This window comes from Streptomyces radiopugnans (assembly GCF_900110735.1).
Classification (GTDB): domain Bacteria; phylum Actinomycetota; class Actinomycetes; order Streptomycetales; family Streptomycetaceae; genus Streptomyces; species Streptomyces radiopugnans.
Genome location: NZ_FOET01000006.1, coordinates 55,656 through 71,297, shown reverse-complemented (window position 1 = coordinate 71,297; position 15,642 = coordinate 55,656). Strand labels below are relative to the sequence as shown.

19 protein-coding genes are annotated in these 15,642 nt (G+C 74.1%); 11 read left to right on the top strand and 8 right to left on the bottom strand.

Features of this window, described 5'->3' with window-relative positions; genetic code table 11:
* Positions 1 to 106 precede the first annotated feature (106 nt).
* Together BMY40_RS14125 and BMY40_RS14120 are read left to right on the top strand one after the other, a co-directional pair.
* On the top strand, positions 107 to 1,000 hold the full coding sequence (locus BMY40_RS14125) for a universal stress protein (RefSeq protein ID WP_093659336.1): 894 nt from the start codon (positions 107 to 109) through the stop codon (positions 998 to 1,000).
* Between the two features lie 346 nt (positions 1,001 to 1,346).
* Entirely contained in the window at positions 1,347 to 1,856 is a 510-nt protein-coding gene (locus BMY40_RS14120) for a DinB family protein (protein ID WP_093659334.1), read from the top strand.
* A 287-nt stretch (positions 1,857 to 2,143) separates the two neighbouring features.
* On the opposite strand, the gene BMY40_RS28965 is transcribed toward BMY40_RS14120, so the two are convergent.
* Entirely contained in the window at positions 2,144 to 3,034 is an 891-nt protein-coding gene (locus tag BMY40_RS28965) for a CBS domain-containing protein (RefSeq protein ID WP_093659332.1), read from the bottom strand.
* 108 nt (positions 3,035 to 3,142) lie between these two features.
* Here BMY40_RS28965 and BMY40_RS28295 point away from each other — a divergent pair, with 108 nt between their 5' ends.
* From BMY40_RS28295 to BMY40_RS14080, 9 genes are all read left to right on the top strand, one after another.
* A complete protein-coding gene (locus BMY40_RS28295; RefSeq protein WP_218158293.1) occupies positions 3,143 to 5,119 on the top strand; it encodes a proton-conducting transporter transmembrane domain-containing protein in 1,977 nt (658 codons plus the stop codon).
* Positions 5,029 to 5,931, top strand: a complete 903-nt coding sequence (gene mbhE / locus BMY40_RS28290) for a hydrogen gas-evolving membrane-bound hydrogenase subunit E (protein ID WP_218158292.1) — start codon at positions 5,029 to 5,031, stop codon at positions 5,929 to 5,931. Before BMY40_RS28295 ends, mbhE begins: the two co-directional genes overlap by 91 nt.
* A gap of 183 nt (positions 5,932 to 6,114) precedes the next feature.
* On the top strand, positions 6,115 to 6,282 hold the full coding sequence (locus BMY40_RS28285; protein WP_218158291.1) for an NADH-ubiquinone oxidoreductase chain 4L: 168 nt from the start codon (positions 6,115 to 6,117) through the stop codon (positions 6,280 to 6,282).
* Positions 6,279 to 7,460 carry a proton-conducting transporter transmembrane domain-containing protein gene (locus BMY40_RS14100; protein WP_218158290.1) on the top strand — a complete coding sequence of 394 codons (1,182 nt, stop codon included), beginning with the start codon at positions 6,279 to 6,281 and terminating at the stop codon, positions 7,458 to 7,460. The genes BMY40_RS28285 and BMY40_RS14100 overlap by 4 nt, the downstream gene beginning before the upstream one ends.
* A gap of 11 nt (positions 7,461 to 7,471) precedes the next feature.
* Complete coding sequence (locus BMY40_RS28280) at positions 7,472 to 7,708, top strand: hypothetical protein (RefSeq protein ID WP_218158289.1); 237 nt, start codon at positions 7,472 to 7,474, stop codon at positions 7,706 to 7,708.
* Positions 7,705 to 8,115 carry a Na+/H+ antiporter subunit E gene (locus tag BMY40_RS14095; RefSeq protein WP_093659330.1) on the top strand — a complete coding sequence of 137 codons (411 nt, stop codon included), beginning with the start codon at positions 7,705 to 7,707 and terminating at the stop codon, positions 8,113 to 8,115. Before BMY40_RS28280 ends, BMY40_RS14095 begins: the two co-directional genes overlap by 4 nt.
* Positions 8,112 to 8,369, top strand: coding sequence for an MrpF/PhaF family protein (locus tag BMY40_RS14090; protein WP_093659328.1), 258 nt, complete (start codon positions 8,112 to 8,114; stop codon positions 8,367 to 8,369). The genes BMY40_RS14095 and BMY40_RS14090 overlap by 4 nt, the downstream gene beginning before the upstream one ends.
* On the top strand, positions 8,357 to 8,710 hold the full coding sequence (locus tag BMY40_RS14085) for a monovalent cation/H(+) antiporter subunit G (protein ID WP_218158288.1): 354 nt from the start codon (positions 8,357 to 8,359) through the stop codon (positions 8,708 to 8,710). Before BMY40_RS14090 ends, BMY40_RS14085 begins: the two co-directional genes overlap by 13 nt.
* Before the next feature lie 3 nt (positions 8,711 to 8,713).
* Positions 8,714 to 9,796 (top strand): AI-2E family transporter, encoded by a 1,083-nt coding sequence (locus BMY40_RS14080; protein WP_093659326.1) that lies wholly within the window; start codon positions 8,714 to 8,716, stop codon positions 9,794 to 9,796.
* Positions 9,797 to 9,866: 70 nt separating this feature from the next.
* Here BMY40_RS14080 and BMY40_RS14075 read toward each other — a convergent pair whose 3' ends face one another.
* The 7 genes from BMY40_RS14075 to BMY40_RS14045 form a co-directional block, all read right to left on the bottom strand.
* The gene (locus BMY40_RS14075; RefSeq protein ID WP_093659324.1) at positions 9,867 to 10,133 is read right to left on the bottom strand and encodes a metal-sensitive transcriptional regulator; all 267 of its coding nucleotides are present in this window, start codon (positions 10,131 to 10,133) and stop codon (positions 9,867 to 9,869) included.
* Between the two features lie 39 nt (positions 10,134 to 10,172).
* On the bottom strand, positions 10,173 to 10,553 hold the full coding sequence (gene trxA, locus BMY40_RS14070) for a thioredoxin (RefSeq protein WP_093659322.1): 381 nt from the start codon (positions 10,551 to 10,553) through the stop codon (positions 10,173 to 10,175).
* Positions 10,554 to 10,752: 199 nt separating this feature from the next.
* Entirely contained in the window at positions 10,753 to 11,613 is an 861-nt protein-coding gene (locus BMY40_RS14065; protein ID WP_093659320.1) for a sulfite exporter TauE/SafE family protein, read from the bottom strand.
* A gap of 5 nt (positions 11,614 to 11,618) precedes the next feature.
* On the bottom strand, positions 11,619 to 12,200 hold the full coding sequence (locus BMY40_RS14060) for a rhodanese-like domain-containing protein (RefSeq protein WP_093659318.1): 582 nt from the start codon (positions 12,198 to 12,200) through the stop codon (positions 11,619 to 11,621).
* A gap of 107 nt (positions 12,201 to 12,307) precedes the next feature.
* Entirely contained in the window at positions 12,308 to 13,684 is a 1,377-nt protein-coding gene (locus BMY40_RS14055) for an MBL fold metallo-hydrolase (protein ID WP_093659316.1), read from the bottom strand.
* Positions 13,681 to 14,046, bottom strand: a complete 366-nt coding sequence (locus BMY40_RS14050; RefSeq protein ID WP_093659314.1) for a rhodanese-like domain-containing protein — start codon at positions 14,044 to 14,046, stop codon at positions 13,681 to 13,683. Before BMY40_RS14050 ends, BMY40_RS14055 begins: the two co-directional genes overlap by 4 nt.
* A 392-nt stretch (positions 14,047 to 14,438) precedes the next feature.
* On the bottom strand, positions 14,439 to 15,407 hold the full coding sequence (locus tag BMY40_RS14045; RefSeq protein WP_093659312.1) for a sensor histidine kinase: 969 nt from the start codon (positions 15,405 to 15,407) through the stop codon (positions 14,439 to 14,441).
* Positions 15,408 to 15,642: the final 235 nt, after the last annotated feature.

The window sequence follows — 15,642 nt, the reverse complement described above, 5'->3', positions numbered from 1 at the left end:
TGGAAGAGGATCAGTGTGATCAATGCACAACGGAACACGGTGCGGAGAGAGTGAGCGGGCAGCACGGGCATGACCGCGGCTCCCGCACGGAACTGGGAGAGCGAAGATGAACGGACCGGTCGTGGTGGGTGTGGACGGCTCGCCGTCGAGCCTGGACGCGGTGGCCGCCGCGGCGCACGAGGCACGGCTGCGCGGTGTGGGGCTGCGGGTGGTGCACGCGTTCCTGTGGCCGGTCCTGCACGTGCCGCTGGGGCCGTCGCCGATGGGTCCGCCCGAGGGCGGGCTGCGCAACATGGCCGACCGGCTGGTGGCGCAGGCGGTCGAGCACGCACGTGACGCGGAGGCCGGGGTCGAGGTCGAGGGCGAGGTCGTCGTCGGTGAGGCGCTGACGGTGCTGGAGGCCCGGTCGGAGACCGCGTCGCTGGTCGTGGTCGGCAGCCGGGGTCTGGGCGGTTTCACCGGGCTGCTGCTGGGCTCCACCGCCGTGCACCTGTCCGCGCACAGCCGCTGCCCGGTCCTGGTGGTGCGCGGCAGGCCGGACCCGACGGGGCACGTGCTGCTGGGTGTGGACGGCTCGGCGTCCGGCGAGGCCGCGATCGGGTTCGCGTTCGCCGAGGCCTCGGCGCGGGGCGCGGCCCTGGTCGCGCTGCACACCTGGAACAACTGGACCGGCCCGGTCTCCGGCGGTCCCGCCGAGCCGCTGCCCCTGGTCTACGACGTGGAGATGCTCCGGGACGAGGAGGAGCGGGTGATGGCCGAGGCGCTGTCGGGCTGGCAGGCGAAGTACCCCGACGTCACCGTGCACCGGCAGCTGGTCCAGGGCGGTGCCCGCCAGGCGCTGATCGAGGCCAGCGGCAGCGCCCAGCTGCTGGTGGTCGGGGCGCGCGGCCGGGGCGGCTTCTCCGGTCTGCTGCTGGGCTCGGTCAGCCAGGCCGCCCTGCACCACGCACACTGCCCCGTCGCCGTGGTACGCGCCTCCGGCACGGACAGGAAGGGGTGAGGCGGCGCCGCGCCGTCCCGGCTCCCCCGCGGCATCCGTCCTCGCCGGCGGCCGAGCCCACCACGGGCTTCCCGTCCACGAGGTCGTGCTGCCGGAGACCCGTCCCGATCGCGGTCCGGGGGGCGCGGCGGCCGGAGCGCCCGCCCCGTGCCGCCCCGTCGTCCTTTCCGCCCAGATCATCGCTTCCAAGAGGTGGCCGCGGCTGCGGGTGACCGTCGGGCCTTGCCGATCCCTGTGACAGTGACCTCCGTGGTGACAGCCGGGTCCGGCTGGCGGCCCTCGTCCGGGGCGGCCGACGGGAGTGGATACTGCCCCTGAAGGCAGGCACGGATGAGGAGCGCGGACAGTGACCGGCGACAATCGCACAGGACCGCCCAGTTTTGGAAGCGAACGCGACATGCTGCGGGCTTTCCTCGACTATCACCGCGCGACCCTCGCCATGAAGTGCGAAGGACTTGCCGACGAGGAGCTGCGGCGGCGGTCGATGCCGCCGTCCACGCTTTCGCTGCTCGGCCTGGTGCGGCACATGGCGGAGGTGGAGCGTGCCTGGTTCCGTCGGGTGTTCGAGGACAACGACGCGCCCATGGTCTGGTCCGACAAGACCGACTTCCAGGCGGCGTACGACGCGAGCGCGTCGACCAGGGACGAGGCGTTCGCGGCCTGGGAGGCCGAGGTGGAGAACTCGCGCCGTGTCGAGCGGGAGGCGGAGTCCCTGGACCAGGCCGGATATCAGCCGAGATGGGGCGAGGAGGTGTCGCTGCGAATGGTGATGATGCACGTGCTCCTGGAGTACGGCCGCCACAACGGGCACGCGGACCTTCTGCGGGAGGGCGTCGACGGGACCGTAGGCGCCTGAGTCCGCAGGAGCCGCCTGTCCCCACGTACTGATCCGGTCCGGAGAACCGCCCGCGGCCGGAAAGAGGGGGTCCGGGGGCGGGGTGCGAAAGCAGAGTCGGACTCCCCCCGCCGTCGCGCTCCGTGTGAGGACCGGCGATCTGCCGAGGGATTCGCCGCAATGGCCCCTTGGCGGCCGGCCGGGGGCACCGTGCCGCGGCTCGGCGACGCGGGGGTCGATGACGCGGCGGTGACACAGGCCGTGTTGGGCCTCGCCTCCGGGGCCCGGTGACCGCGGCACGCCCGCGCTCACCTTCGGTGCCTGTTCCCTGCGTGTCCCGGCAGCCCGGTTGCGGCAAGCGAGTGGGCAAGGCGGCTGATCCGATCCGGCACCCCGTCCGTACGCCGGCCCGCGACACCACGCCGTGGACCGGCGGTGTACGGGTGGTGGACTCCGCACCGGTCGGGGGACCGGTCGCGCGCCCGCCGTCCGCGGCCACCGAACCCCTTGGAACCGACCGTCTGGGACGGGTGCACGATCACGTCCGGCGGCGCGGTGCCCTCCTCCTCCCAGGCGAGCCGGTCCGCCACCCCCACCACGCCGGGGACCTGCTCGGCCAGGCGTACGGCGAACGCGGCCGTGGTGCGCCGGTCGACCCGGCCGCGCAGCTCGACCACGCCGTCGCCGACGTCGACGTCCACCTGGGACGGGCCGACCCACAGCGTGCGTTTGAGGACCCCGTCCGTGATGTCCTCGCGGATGTCGGCGTCCGCGCGCACGTGCATCCGCACCAGGTCGCGGCGCGAGACGATGCCGAGCAGGCGCCGCTCGCCGTCGACCACCGGCAGCCGCTTGACCCCCTTGTCCTCGATCAGCCGCGCGGCCCGTGCCACCGGCTCCTCCGGTCCGATCGTCACCGCCGGCGCGGTCATCAGCTCCCGTGCGGTCCCGGTCCGGTCCGGAGGGCGCGGTGGGCGCGGGAGCCGGGGGAGGGCACGCGGCCTCTCCTCGCAGTCCCTCTCGGTCCGCAGCAGGTCGGCCTCGGAGACCACGCCGACCACGCGGTCCTGCGCGTCGACGGCGGGGAGGGCGCTGACGCGGTTGCGGTCGAGTGCCCGGAGGATCTCCCGGTACCGGGTGTCCTCGCGCACCGAGACCACGTCGCCGGTCATCAGGTCGCGTACGTGCCACTGCCTCATCGGGGCTCCCGCGGGTGTCGTCGCCGGATTGCCCGACCTTGGATGGCATAATTCTGGCAAAATCTGCCTTAAACCGGCAAAAGGGTCTGTATAGGTGACCTCTGGTACGTGCTGATCGCCGTCGCCGTGTGGATCGCGGCCGGGCTCCTGACCGTCTGGTGGATGGCACGCCGGGGGCACGGCGGTCCGGGCGATGAGCGGCGAGGGGGCGCGCTGGTCTTCGCGCTGGCCGCGATGGGCGCACTGGCACTGCTCTCGCCCGCCCTGGACCGCCGCCTGGGGAGCGACACGGGCTATGTGCTCGCGGTCGGCTTCCTCGTCGTGGCGGCGGTGCTCACCCCGGCGGCCTCGACGGCGCTGGACGGCGGCGCGGTCACCTTCTCCCGCACCTGGACCGACTCGCCCGAGATCTCCTTCACGCTCCGCATGGACGGGCTGGCCACACTGTTCTGCCTGCTGGTCCTGGGAGTCGGCGCGCTGATCATGGCGTACTGCCCGCGCTACCTGACCGCCGGCGGAAGGCACGGCAGGACCTACCTCCTGCTCACCCTCTTCGGCGGCGCGATGCTGGGCCTGGTCCTCGCCGGCGACCTGCTGCTGTTCGTGTTCTGGGAGATGACCACGGTCGCCTCCTTCTTCCTGATCGGTACCGGCGGAGCCAAGGCGGTCAGGCCGGCGGTGCGCGCCCTGCTGGTGACGGGCATGGGGGGACTGGCCCTGCTGGTGGCGATGGTGCTCCTCGGCACCGCCGCGGGCAGCACCGACCTGGCCACCGTGCTGAGGGCGCGGGAGGAGGTGCTCGACTCCCCGCTGTCACCCGCCATCGCGGCCCTGCTCATCCTCGCGGCCTTCACCAAGTCGGCGCAGGTGCCGTTCCAGTCCTGGCTGCCCGGAGCCATGGTGGCCATCACACCGGTGAGCGCCTATCTGCACGCGGCCACCATGGTGAAGGCCGGCATCTACCTGCTGCTGCGGTTCTCCGCGCTGTACTCCGGGCAGACCGGGTGGAGCGTCTGCCTGATGGGGGTCGGGCTGCTCACCGCCGTGCTGGGCGCCGCCCAGGCGCTGCGCGAGCACGACCTCAAGGCCCTGCTCGCCCACTCCACGGCCAGCCAGCTCGGCCTGCTGGTCGCCGCCATCGGGGTGGGGACGACCGTCGCGCTGGCCGCCGCCATCCTGCACACCTTCGCGCACGCGCTGTTCAAGGCCACCCTCTTCATGATCGTCGGCGTCATCGACCGGCAGGCCGGCAGCCGCGACATCCGGGAGCTGTCCGGCCTGATGCGGATCATGCCGGTCACCGCCACGCTGGCCGGTCTGGCCGGGCTGTCGATGGCCGGGGTCCTGCCGATGATCGGTTTCGTCAGCAAGGAGTCGCTCTTCCAGGGCTTCGCGGGTGCGGACGCCTTCCCCGGCGCGGGGGTGGTGGCCGCGGCGCTCGCGGTCACCGCCTCGGTGCTGACCTTCGCCTACGGCATGCGGATCTTCTACGGCGCTTTCGCCGGGCCCATGCTGCAGCGGCAACTGCACGAGCCCTCCTGGGCGTTCATCGCCCCGGCCGCGGTGGCGGCGGTCGCCGGGGCGGTGCTCGGCCCCGCGGTGTCCGTCCTCGACCCGCTGATGCGCCAGACCGTCCTGGACGCCGAACCGTGGGCCGTGCCGCCGTACTTCGCCTTCTGGCACGGGCTCAGCCCCGAACTGTTCCTGTCCGCCCTCACGATCGCGAGCGGCCTGGTGCTGTTCTCGGAACGCGACCGGGTGGACCGGATGCTGCAGCGGCTGCCCCGGCCGGACGGCGCGGCCGCCTTCGACCGGGTCCACTCGGCCGTACTGGCGCGGGCGCGGTGGTGGGACGCCCCGACCGCAGCGACTCCACGGCGGCGTTCCTGGCCCGCCCTGCGGCCGCCCTGGTGGTCCTCGGCTGCGTGGGGGTGTTCGCGGCCGACGGGCCGGGGATCCGGGCCGGAGCGCCGTCGGACCCGGTGGACTGGGGTGTGCTCGCACTGCTGGCGGTGGCGGTGGCCGCCCTGGTGCGGACGCGGTCGGCGCTGGCCGCCGTGGCGCTGCTGGGAGCGGTCGGACTGATCGTGGCCGTGTGGTTCCTGCTGGCCGGGGCGCCGGACGTGGCGCTGACGCTGCTCCTGGTGGAGGTGCTGACCGCGATGACCGCCGCGTTCGTCCTGAGCGGCCTGTCGCCCCGGTTCCCGAGGCCCCGCCGCGGCGTGGCCGCGGCGGCACTGGCCGGAGCGGCCGGGCTCGTCGCCGCGCTGGGCACACTGGCGCTGACCGGGGGGCGGGAACTGTCGCCCGCGGGCGCGTACTTCCTCGAGGCCGCCGAGCCGGAGACCGGCGGGCGCAACGTGGTCAACACGATCCTGGTGGACTTCCGCGGCCTGGACACCCACGGCGAGGCGAGCGTACTGGCCGCCGCCGCGCTCGGCCTGCTCCTGCTGCTGCCCGGGCAGCCGGACGGGACGGCCGGCGGGCCGCGGGCGCCGTACGGCCGGGTGCTCGGCCCGGCCCACCGCCTGCTGCTCCCGGGCATCGCGGGCTTCTCGGCGTATCTGTTCCTGCGCGGGCACAACGAGCCGGGCGGGGGTTTCAGCGCAGCGCTCGTCGCGGGCACCGCGGTCGCCTTCGGCTACCTGGCGGGCCGTACCGGCACGCGGTGGCTGAGCCCCCGGCCGCTGCTGGCCGCGGGGCTGGTGCTCGGCGCGGCCGTGGGCCTGGCCGCCATGGCGCTCGGGGACCCCTTCCTCACCCCCTTCACCATTCCGGTGCCCGGTGGCGGTCTGTCCTCGCCACTGCTGTTCGACGCCGCCGTCTACCTGATGGTCCTCGGGCTGGTGGTCACCGTGGTGGACCGGCTCGGCGCCGGCCCGGGGGAGCACCGGTGACCGCGGCGATCGCCGTCGGCGTCCTGACGGCGGGAGGGTTCTTCCTGCTCCTGCGGCCCGGTCTGGTCCGGATCACGTTCGGATTCGTGCTGCTGGGCCACGCGGCGAACGTACTGCTGCTGGCGGCCGGGGGGGCTGGAACGCCGGGAGCCCCCGCTGATCGGCGACGGCGACCGGGCCGGGATGGCCGATCCGCTGCCGCAGGCCTTCGTGCTCACCGCCATCGTCATCACCTTCGGCATCACCGTGTACCTGCTGGGCCTGGCCCGCGCCGAGCACCTCGCCGGCTCCGGCAGCCGCTCCGGCGCCGGGCCCGGCGGGCCCGCCGAGTCCGCGGAGCCCCCGCGGTGAGCGCTCTGGTGCTCGCCCTCCCGGTGGCCGTTCCGCTGCTCGCGGCCGGTGTGCTCGCGGCGTACCCCGGTGACCGGCGGATGCACCGGCTGATCACGTCGGCGGTCAGCACCGGGATTCTGGCGCTGTCCGCGGTCCTGCTCGCCGGGAGCCTGGACGGGACGGTCCGGAGCCTGAGCATGGGCGGGTGGCCGCCCGGCTTCGCGATCGTGTTCGCCGCCGACGCGCTCAGCGCGCTCATGCTGTGCGTCAGCGCCGCCCTGGTGCTGGCCGGCCTCGCCTACGCCGCCGGGACCGGGGACGACGCGAGCCCCCGGTTCGCCCCGCTGGCGATGATCCTCTCGGCCGGGGTGTACGGGGCCTTCCTGACCGCGGACCTGTTCAACCTCTTCGTCTTCGTCGAGGTCATGCTCGTGCCGTCGTACGCGCTGCTGACGATGAGCGGCGGCCGCGCCCGGACGGCCGCCGGGCGGATCTACCTCACCTTCAGCCTGCTGGCCTCCACCCTCCTGCTCGCCGGCGTCGGCCTGGTCTACGGGGTCACCGGCACCGTGAACCTGGGGGAACTGGCCGGAGCGGCCCGGCAGGGCACCGCCGTGGCCCTGGCCGGCGGCGTGGTGCTCGTCGCCCTGGCGGCCAAGGCCGCGGTCGTGCCGCTGCACGGCTGGCTGCCGTGCACCTACCCCGAGGCCCCGCCCGCGGTCACCGTGCTGTTCTCCGGGCTGCTGACCAAGGTCGGGGTGTACGGGATCATCCGGGTCTACGCGGTCGTCCACGAGGGGACGGGACTGCGCTGGACGATCATGGCCGCGGCCCTGCTGACCATGGTGGTGGGGGTGCTGGGCGCCGTCGGGGAACGGGGGATGCGGAGCATCCTGACGTTCCACATGGTCAGCCAGATCGGCTACATCCTGCTCGGCCTGGCGCTGTTCACCAGCGCCGGCCTCGCCGCCGCGGTCTTCTTCCTGGTGCAGTACGTGCTGGTGAAGGCCGCGCTGCTGATGTGCGCGGGTGCCGTGGAGACGGCCTACGGCACCGGCCGGATCGACTCGCTCGCCCGCCGCGAACCCCTGATCGCCTCCGCGTTCCTGGTCTCGGCGCTCTCCCTGGCCGGACTGCCGCCGCGGCCGAGGCCGACCACCTGGCCGTCGGGATCGCCGTCGGGGTCAGCTTCCTGACCCTGGTCTCCATGGTCAAGATCTGGTCCGGCTCCTTCTGGGGCGGGGAGGACCCGTCCAGGGAGGAGCCCCTGCTCCGGCTGATGGCCCGCACCGCCGTCCGGCCGGCGCTCGCCGTGCCCACGCTGGTGCTCGCCGTGCCGTCGGTGGTGCTCGGCATCGCGGCGCAGCCGCTGCTCACCGCGGCGACGGAGGCGGCGGCCGGGCTGCTGGACGCCTCCGCCTACGTACGGGCGGTGACGCGATGACCGCCCGGCAGCCGGCCCGGCTGCGCCGCGCGGCCGTCCGCTGGGCACGGGTGGTGGCCTTCCTCGGCCACTACGGGGTGCGGTTCCTGCACGCCAACGTGACCGTGGCCCGGGAGATCGTGACACCGGGCAGCGGGCTGGCGCCCGTCGTGGTCGAGATGCGGCTGCGCTGCCGCACCACGGCGGAGACGACCGTGCTGGCGCACCTGATCACGCTGACGCCGGGAACGCTCGTGCTGGAGGTGCGCACGGAGCCGCCGACCCTGTTCGTCCACGGAATGCACGCGGCCGATGCCGGCCGCTTCCTCGGTGAACTCGGCGATCTGGAGGACCGGTTGCTGACGGCCCTGCGCCCCCCGGACTCCCGGGCGGCGCGGGGGACGAGGAGACAGGAGGGGAACCCATGACGATGACCGCGGTCCTGCTCGGCGTGCTCGCGGTGACCATGGCCGTGGCCGTGTGGCGCATGTCGGCCGGCCCCACGGACGCCGACCGGGTGGTCGCGGTGGACCTCGCCTTCGTGGTGTTCGTGGCGGCCGTCGCCCTGCTGGCGGTGCGACTGGACGCCCCCGCGGTGCTGATCCTGGTACTGGCCGCCACGCTGCTCGGCTTCCTGACCACCGTCGCCGTGGCCCATCTGCTGGAGCGGTGGTCGTCGTGACCGTCCTGGAACTGCTCGGCCACGTCCTCACGGGCACCGGCACCGCCCTGGTGGCCGTCGCCGCGCTGGGCCTGATCCGCCTGCCCGACGCCTACAACCGGGCCAACGCGGTGGCCAAGGCGGCGGCCCTGGGGGTGGTGTGCGTACTGCTGGGCGTCCTCCTGCTGATGCCCGGGGTGTTCACGGCCGTCGTCCTCGGGCTCGGGGTGCTGCTGCAACTGGTCACCACCCCGTTCGCGGCGTACGCGGTGGGCCGCTCCGCGTACCGCTCGGGCGCCCCGCTGGCACGGGCCACGCACCGTGACGACCTGGGCGGCGCCCCGCGCGACGGAGGGTGGTGACCCTTGGCCCGTTCCGTTCCGGAGTGGCGCCACGCCCCGGGCCGGACCGGCGACCGGTGGGTCCGTGCCGGGGTGGTGGTCTGGACGCTGCTGGGCCTGTCCCTCCTGGTGTGGGGACTGCTGCGGGTGCTCAGGCCGCTGGCGCCGCTGCTGTGGCCGGTGATCGTCGCGGTGGTGATCGTCTACCTGCTGGCTCCGGCGGTCGGCCTGCTGGAACGGCGGGGCCTCCCCCGCGCGGCGGGCACGGTCCTGGTGGTGACCGCACTGGTCGTGGCCGTCACCGTGCCGGCCCTGCTGATCGCCCCGCCGCTGCTGGAGCAGGTCTCCGGCGTGCTCGCCGGCCTGCCGACCTCGCTGGAGGGGGTGGAACGCGAGCTGGCGGCCCTGGCCGAGCGGCTGGGGCTGGACGTGCGGGTGCGGCTCGACGGCGAGGCGATCACGCGGTGGCTGCGGCGGCGGGAGAACCGCGACTCCGTCGCCAGCCTCCTGGCCGGTGTCGGCACCGGGGCGGCGGCGGTCGGCTTCGGCCTGGTGCTGACGTTCGCGGGTGTGGTGATCGGCTTCTACGCGCTCGTCGACCTGCCCCGGATCAGGGACTGGGCGGCCGGTCTGCTCCCCGGCCGGCGGCGTGAGGAGATCACCGGGGTGGCAGCCCGCTGCGTGGAGGCCACCGGCGCCTATCTGCGGGGGCAGTTGCTGGTCGCCGCGTTCGTGGGAGTCGCGTCGTCGCTGGCGCTGTGGGCCGTCGGGCTGCGCTACTGGCTGTTCGTCGGCGTGGTCGCCGGGGTGACCAACCTGGTGCCCTTCGTCGGCCCCCTGGTGGGAGGCGTGCTGGCCGTCCTCATCGCCCTGCTGGCCGGCGACCCGTGGCAGGCGCTGTGGGCCGCGCTGGCCCTCACAGTAGTCCAGCAGGTCGAGAGCCAGGTCGTCGCGCCGCTGGCGCTGGGCCGGGTGGTCCGCCTGCCGCCGCTGGTGGTGCTCGTGGTGGTGCTGGCGGGAGGCGTCGTGGCGGGCGTACTCGGGATGCTGGTCGCCGTGCCGCTCACCACCAGCGCCCGGATCGTGGCGCGGCACCTGCGCACGTGACCGGACGCGCCCCGGACGCTCCGGGCGGGACCCGCCGGGAGCGTCCGGGGCGCAGCCCTCAGGACAGCCCTCAGGACAGGGAGAGGAAGAGCTTCTCCATCTTCTGGGCGTCGAGACTGTCGGCGCCGCCCTCCTGGGCCATGCACTGCTTGAGGCCGCTGGCCACGATGGAGAAGCCCGCCCGGTCCAGCGCGCGGTTGACCGCGGCGAGCTGGGTGACGACGTCCTCGCAGTCGCGTCCTTCCTCCAGCATGCGCAGGACGCCGGCGAGCTGGCCCTGGGCGCGCTTGAGGCGGTTGACGGCCGATCGCACGTCCTCGGGAGGAAGCTGGACCACGATGGTCGGTCCTTTCGGTTCGTTCTGCGGTGGGCGGGCTCAGCCGCGCGGGCCGGAGCCGGGTTCCTGGGCGGCGACGGAGGCGTGCACCTCGTCCATGTCGAGTCCGCGGACGGCGGTGATCACCTGGTCCAGGGCCTGGGCCGGCAGCGCGCCGGGCTGGGCGAAGACGAGGACGCCCTCGCGGAAGGCCATCAGCGTGGGGATGGAGGTGATGTCGGCGGCGGCGGCCAGGGCCTGCTCGGCCTCGGTGTCGACCTTGCCGAAGACGATGTCGGGGTTGGCCTCGGAGGCCTTCTCGTAGACCGGGGCGAACATGCGGCACGGGCCGCACCAGGAGGCCCAGAAGTCGACCAGGACGATGTCGTTGTCGGTGACGGTCTTCTCGAAGTCGGCGGCGGTGAGGGCGACGGTGCTCATGTGGTGGTTCCTTCCGTTTCACCGGGGTGGTGGCGGTTGATACCCCCTGGGGTAGCCAACGCCGGGATGGGGCGGAACATTCCACCGGCGCTCCGGTAACGCCCGTGCGGCGGGCGGCACCGGAGCGCCGGTGTCCCGGTACACCGGTACCCCGGCGCACCGATGGGGCGGTGCGCCGGGGTACCGGGGCCGGGGGGTGTCAGGTGCCGTGCACGGCGCGCCGCAGCGGACAGCGGGCGACGAAGCCGTAGCAGACACCCGCTCCGGCGCCGAGCGAGACGACGGCGGCGAGGATCGGCAGACGTGTGCCGGCGGGCGCCTGCTGGACCAGGACGAAGGTGCCCATGGCCAGCACGAACCAGGCGAACAGCCGGGACAGGACGTCCGCGGGGACGCGTCCGGCCAGCCTGGCGCCGGCGAGGCTGCCGGCGATCGCGAAGCCGGTGACGGCCAGGGTCAGGGACCAGTCGATCCGGACGGTGGAGAGGTAGCCGGCGAACCCGGCGGCGGACTTCATCGCGATGACCAGCAGCGAGGTGCCGACGGCCACCGGCATGGGCAGCCCGCCCAGCAGGGCCAGGGCGGGCACGACGAGGAAGCCCCCGCCCGCGCCGACCAGGCCGGTGGCCAGGCCGACGGCCGCTCCGTCCAGCAGCACCCGGCCCACCGGGATCTGCCTGTGCGCCTTGCCGGGGTCGACATCGCGGCGGCCCCGGAGCATGGCGGCCGCGGTGACGATCATCATGACCGCGAAGGCGACCAGCAGGACGACGTCGGGGATGCTGCCGCCGATGAGCCCGCCGGTGTAGGCGCCGGCCATGCCGGCGGCTCCGAACAGGACGCCGGTACGCCAGCGGACCCGCCCGCCGCGGGCATGGTTGATCATGCCCACGGCGGAGGTGACGCCGACGACGAACAGGGAGGTGGCGATGGCCTCCTTGGCGTCCATGCCCGCGACGTAGACCAGCAGCGGCACGGTCAGGATCGACCCGCCTCCCCCGAGGAGCCCGAGGGAGACGCCGACCAGCAGCGCGAGGACCAGGACGAGCGTCAGCGTCATGGTGGTCACCTGCCGCCGGCGAGCTGCGCGACGGCCTTGCGCGGGTCGAAGGACGGCGTGCGGTTCCACGGCATCCTCGACAGCAGCACGCCCATGGCGCAGGTGTTGCTGACGGCCGCGAAGGCCAGGCCGCCGCCGACGAACGCGGACAGCGCCTGCAGCCCGGGGACGAGGAAGCTGCCGAGGGCGCCGACCAGGACGAGGGAGCCGGCCACCAGCCGGACCTGGCGCTCCATGTCCCAGCGCTCCTGCCCGTAGTTGGTCGGTGCGCCGGACTTCTCCCAGGAGGTCATGCCTCCCGACAGGACGCTCAGCCCGGGCAGACCGGCCTCGGCGAGGGCGCGCTCGGCCTGGCCGGCCCGCTGCCCGGAGCGGCACACCAGCACCACGTCGGTGTCCAGGTGCTCGGTCAGCTCCTCGCGGTGCTCGCGCAGGGTGTCCAGCGGGACGTTGTAGGAGCCGGGGATGTGCGCGGCCTCGAACTCGGCGGGGGAGCGGACGTCGAGCAGCCGCGGCGGGTGGTCCGAGCCGAGCTTCGCGCGCAGTTCGTCGGCGGTCAGGCTGCGGGGGGTGGTGGGGGCGGTCATGCGCTGGTCTCCTGTGGGGTCTTCGGTTCTTCGGTTCTTCGGGGCTTGGGGCTTCGGTTTTCCGGGGTTCTCCGGTTCGCCGGGATCGGTCCGGGCCGCCGGAGGTCTCAGGGGGTCTCGTCGGCGCGGCACAGCCCCAGGTCGAGGGCGCTGTCGAAGCTGTCGTCGACGGCGACGACGTCGCGGCCGCGGGCGTCGAGCAGGGCGGCGACGACCCCCGCGCGGTAGCCGCCGGCGCAGTGCACCCAGACCCGGCCCGCGGGGATCTCCCCGAGGCGGTCCGGCACCTCGTGGACGGGGATGTGCACCGAGCCGGGGATGTGCGCCTCGTCGCGCTCCTGGTTGCGGCGCACGTCGAGGACGACGAACTCCTCCCCGCCGTCCGGGCTCTTGTCCAGGGCGGCCTTGAGGTCGTCGAACGTGGCGCGTTCGTAGGCGGCCAGGGGCTCGCCGCCGGCCCAGGCCTCGGGGCCGCCGGTGGCCATGGCGGCCGGGCGGTCTATGCCGATGCGGACCATCTCGCGCTGGGCCTCGGCCACGTCCTCGGCGGTCTCGCCGAGCAGGGTGACCGGGGTGCCCCACGGGATCAGCCAGCCCAGGTAGGTGACGAACTGCCCGTCCAGGCCGAAGTTGAGGCTGCCGGCCAGGTGCCCCGCGGCGAAGGCGGTGCGGTCGCGCAGGTCGACCACCCACTCGCCGGCCTCGATGCGGCGGCGCAGCTCGGCCGGGTCGGCGACGGAGGGCGCGGACAGGTCCGGCTTGCCGGGCCCGCGGGAGTTGGCCGGGCCCATGTGGGCGTAGTAGGTCGGGTAGGCGTCCAGACCCGCCAGGAGCTGCTCGACGTAGGCCTCCTCGTCGGCGGTCAGGGCGCTGTTGGTCTTCTTCTCCTCGCCGATGGTGCTGGACAGACCGGCGGACTGGGTCGCGGAGCAGAACGAGCCGAAACCGTGGGTGGGGTAGACGGCGGTGGAGTCCGGCAGCTCCTTCGCCAGCCGGTGCGCCGAGCGCCACTGGGCCCGCACCAGGGTGTCGGTGTGGTCCGGGCCGAGCAGGTCGGGACGCCCGGTGGAGCCGTACAGCAGCGATCCGCCGGTGAACACCGCGATCTGCTCGCCGCCGGCCTCCAGGGCGAAGGAGAGGTGGGTGTGGGTGTGGCCCGGTGTGTGGATGACCCGCACCCGCATGGCGCCGACCTCGACGATGTCGCCGTCGCGGATGCCGGTGCGCTCGTAGGAGACCTCGTCGTCGGTGTTGACCAGGTACTGCGCGCCGGTCTCCCGGGCCAGGGCCAGGCCGCCGGTGACGTAGTCGTTGTGGATGTGGGTCTCGAACACGTGGGTGATCCGCACGCCCGCGGCCTCGGCCAGCGCCGTGACGCGGTCGTAGTCGCGCTGCGGGTCGACCACCAGCGCGGTGGAGCCGTCGTGGGCCAGGTAGGTGCGGTCGCCCAGGCCGGGGGTCTCGATGGGCAGAACGGTGATCATCGGGTCTCCTCGGTGGTGGCGGTGGTGGCGGGAACGTCGGGGGTGCCGGGCTCGTCGCCGGTGGCCACGGGGCGGCCGGCGTCGATCCAGGCCGCGGTGCCGCCGCTGACGCTGTGGGCGTCGTAGCCCACGTTGCGCAGCAGCGCGGTCGCCTGGGCGCTTCGGCCGCCGCTCTGGCAGATCACGTAGACCGGGCGGTCCTTGGGCAGTTCGGCCAGCTTCAGGGGGAGCAGGCCGAGCGGCGCCGGCCGGGCGCCGGGAACGTGGCCGGTGCGGTATTCGCCGCTGTCGCGGACGTCGATGACGAGGGCGCCGGCCGCGTACGCCTCGGCGAACCGCTGCTGGTCGATCTCGGGAACCATGCGGGGACTCCTGCTCGCTTGCCTTCGAAAATACCCGGGGGGGTATATCTGAGGTCAACGGTAACAGGATCCGTCTTATGCCCCCCGGGGTATACGGAAGTGATCTGAGTCACAGTCGGATGGCCCGTGGCGGCTGCCGTGGCGGCTCCAAGGCCCCCGGCTGCGGGGGCCGGGGTGCCGCCGCTGCGGTCACGCGGGGGTGGGAGTGGTTCCCGGCCCGGCCCGCCCGGCCGGTCGCGGTGGCCGGGACGCTCGTGCGGCGGCCGCGGGAGGCGCGCCGAGGTCAGGCGCCGAGGTCAGGCCGGGTTCAGGGGGCCGTTCACACCCGCGCCGCGCGCAGGTTCCGCGCGCGGCGCGGGTGGCAGGGGAGGGGGAGGGGCCCGCCGGCGGCCCTAGGAGTGCCTCATGTGCAGCCGTACGGTCAGACCGGCGGGCGTGGCGCGGGTCTCGACCAGGTCGCACAACTGGTGCATCATCCACAGCCCGCGCCCGCCGTCGGCGGAGTCCAGCGTCGGGCGGCGGCGGCCGGCCAGCAGATCGGTGAGGTGCCCGCCGTCGCGGATCTCGGCCACGCAGCAGGGGCCGTCGGGCCACAGGCGCAGGGTGCCGTGCCCGCCGCCGTGGGCGATGGAGTTGGCCGCGGCCTCCGCCACGGCCAGGACGAAGTCACCGCGCCTGGGCATGCCGAGTCCGGCCGTGCCGGCCCAGACGTCCGCGTGGTGGCGGACCTCGCCGAGGTCGCCGGTGGTGAACACCAGGGCCGGGGTCCGCGCGGGCGGGGGAGTCAGCGGGAGGGCGTCGCACTCGGCGCTGAGGGCACGGGGGTCGGTGTAGTGCGGGCTGGTCCGCTCCCGGCCGTCCTCCCACAGCACCGGATGGGTGCGGCGGGCGTCGGCGCACACCAGCTCGGGGAGCTCGGAGACGTCGTAGGGACACAGGACGGTCGCGGCGCGGCCGGTGAAGGCGGCGTTGATCAGCGCCTCGTGCCGGGTGGCCTCCACCAGCTCGGCGGGGGAGCGCCGCGCCCAGATCGGCTCCCCGACGATGCGGGCCGGCCGGCCCGGGTGCCGGTCGGCGAAGTCGCGCAGGCCCGAGAGGATGCGGCCGGGGTTGCGGCCGAAGTCGGTCATGTCCACCAGGGTGAGACGTTCCGCCGAGGCGGTGTCCCCCAGGTGCTCGCGCAGCATCTCCAGCCGCGGGCCGGGGACGGCGACCAGAACGGGGTCGCCTGCCTCCAGCGCGCCGCCGACGAAACCGCCCACCCCGGCGAGGTACTCCCCGGGCTTCCGGTAGAACAGCGCGGGATGGACGAAGGGATCCGAACTCCCCCGTTCGGTGAGAGCGTGTTCGCTTCTGGTCACGGAGGGACCACCTCTGGCGTGGCGGGAACGTGCGAGAGAGGACCGACCACGCGCGCCGACGGCCGGAAACCGGTCGCGGACCCGCGTGAGCGGGCAGACGCCGAAGCGGCCGCCCGGGAGGGGACGCGCCGGACACACCGGCTCGGTGCCGGTATCGGCACGTCGGCGAACACCTCCGCTCGGTCCTCGACTCTGCTCCACGAGTCCGTGTGCCCTGTGGTGCCCGGCGTACACC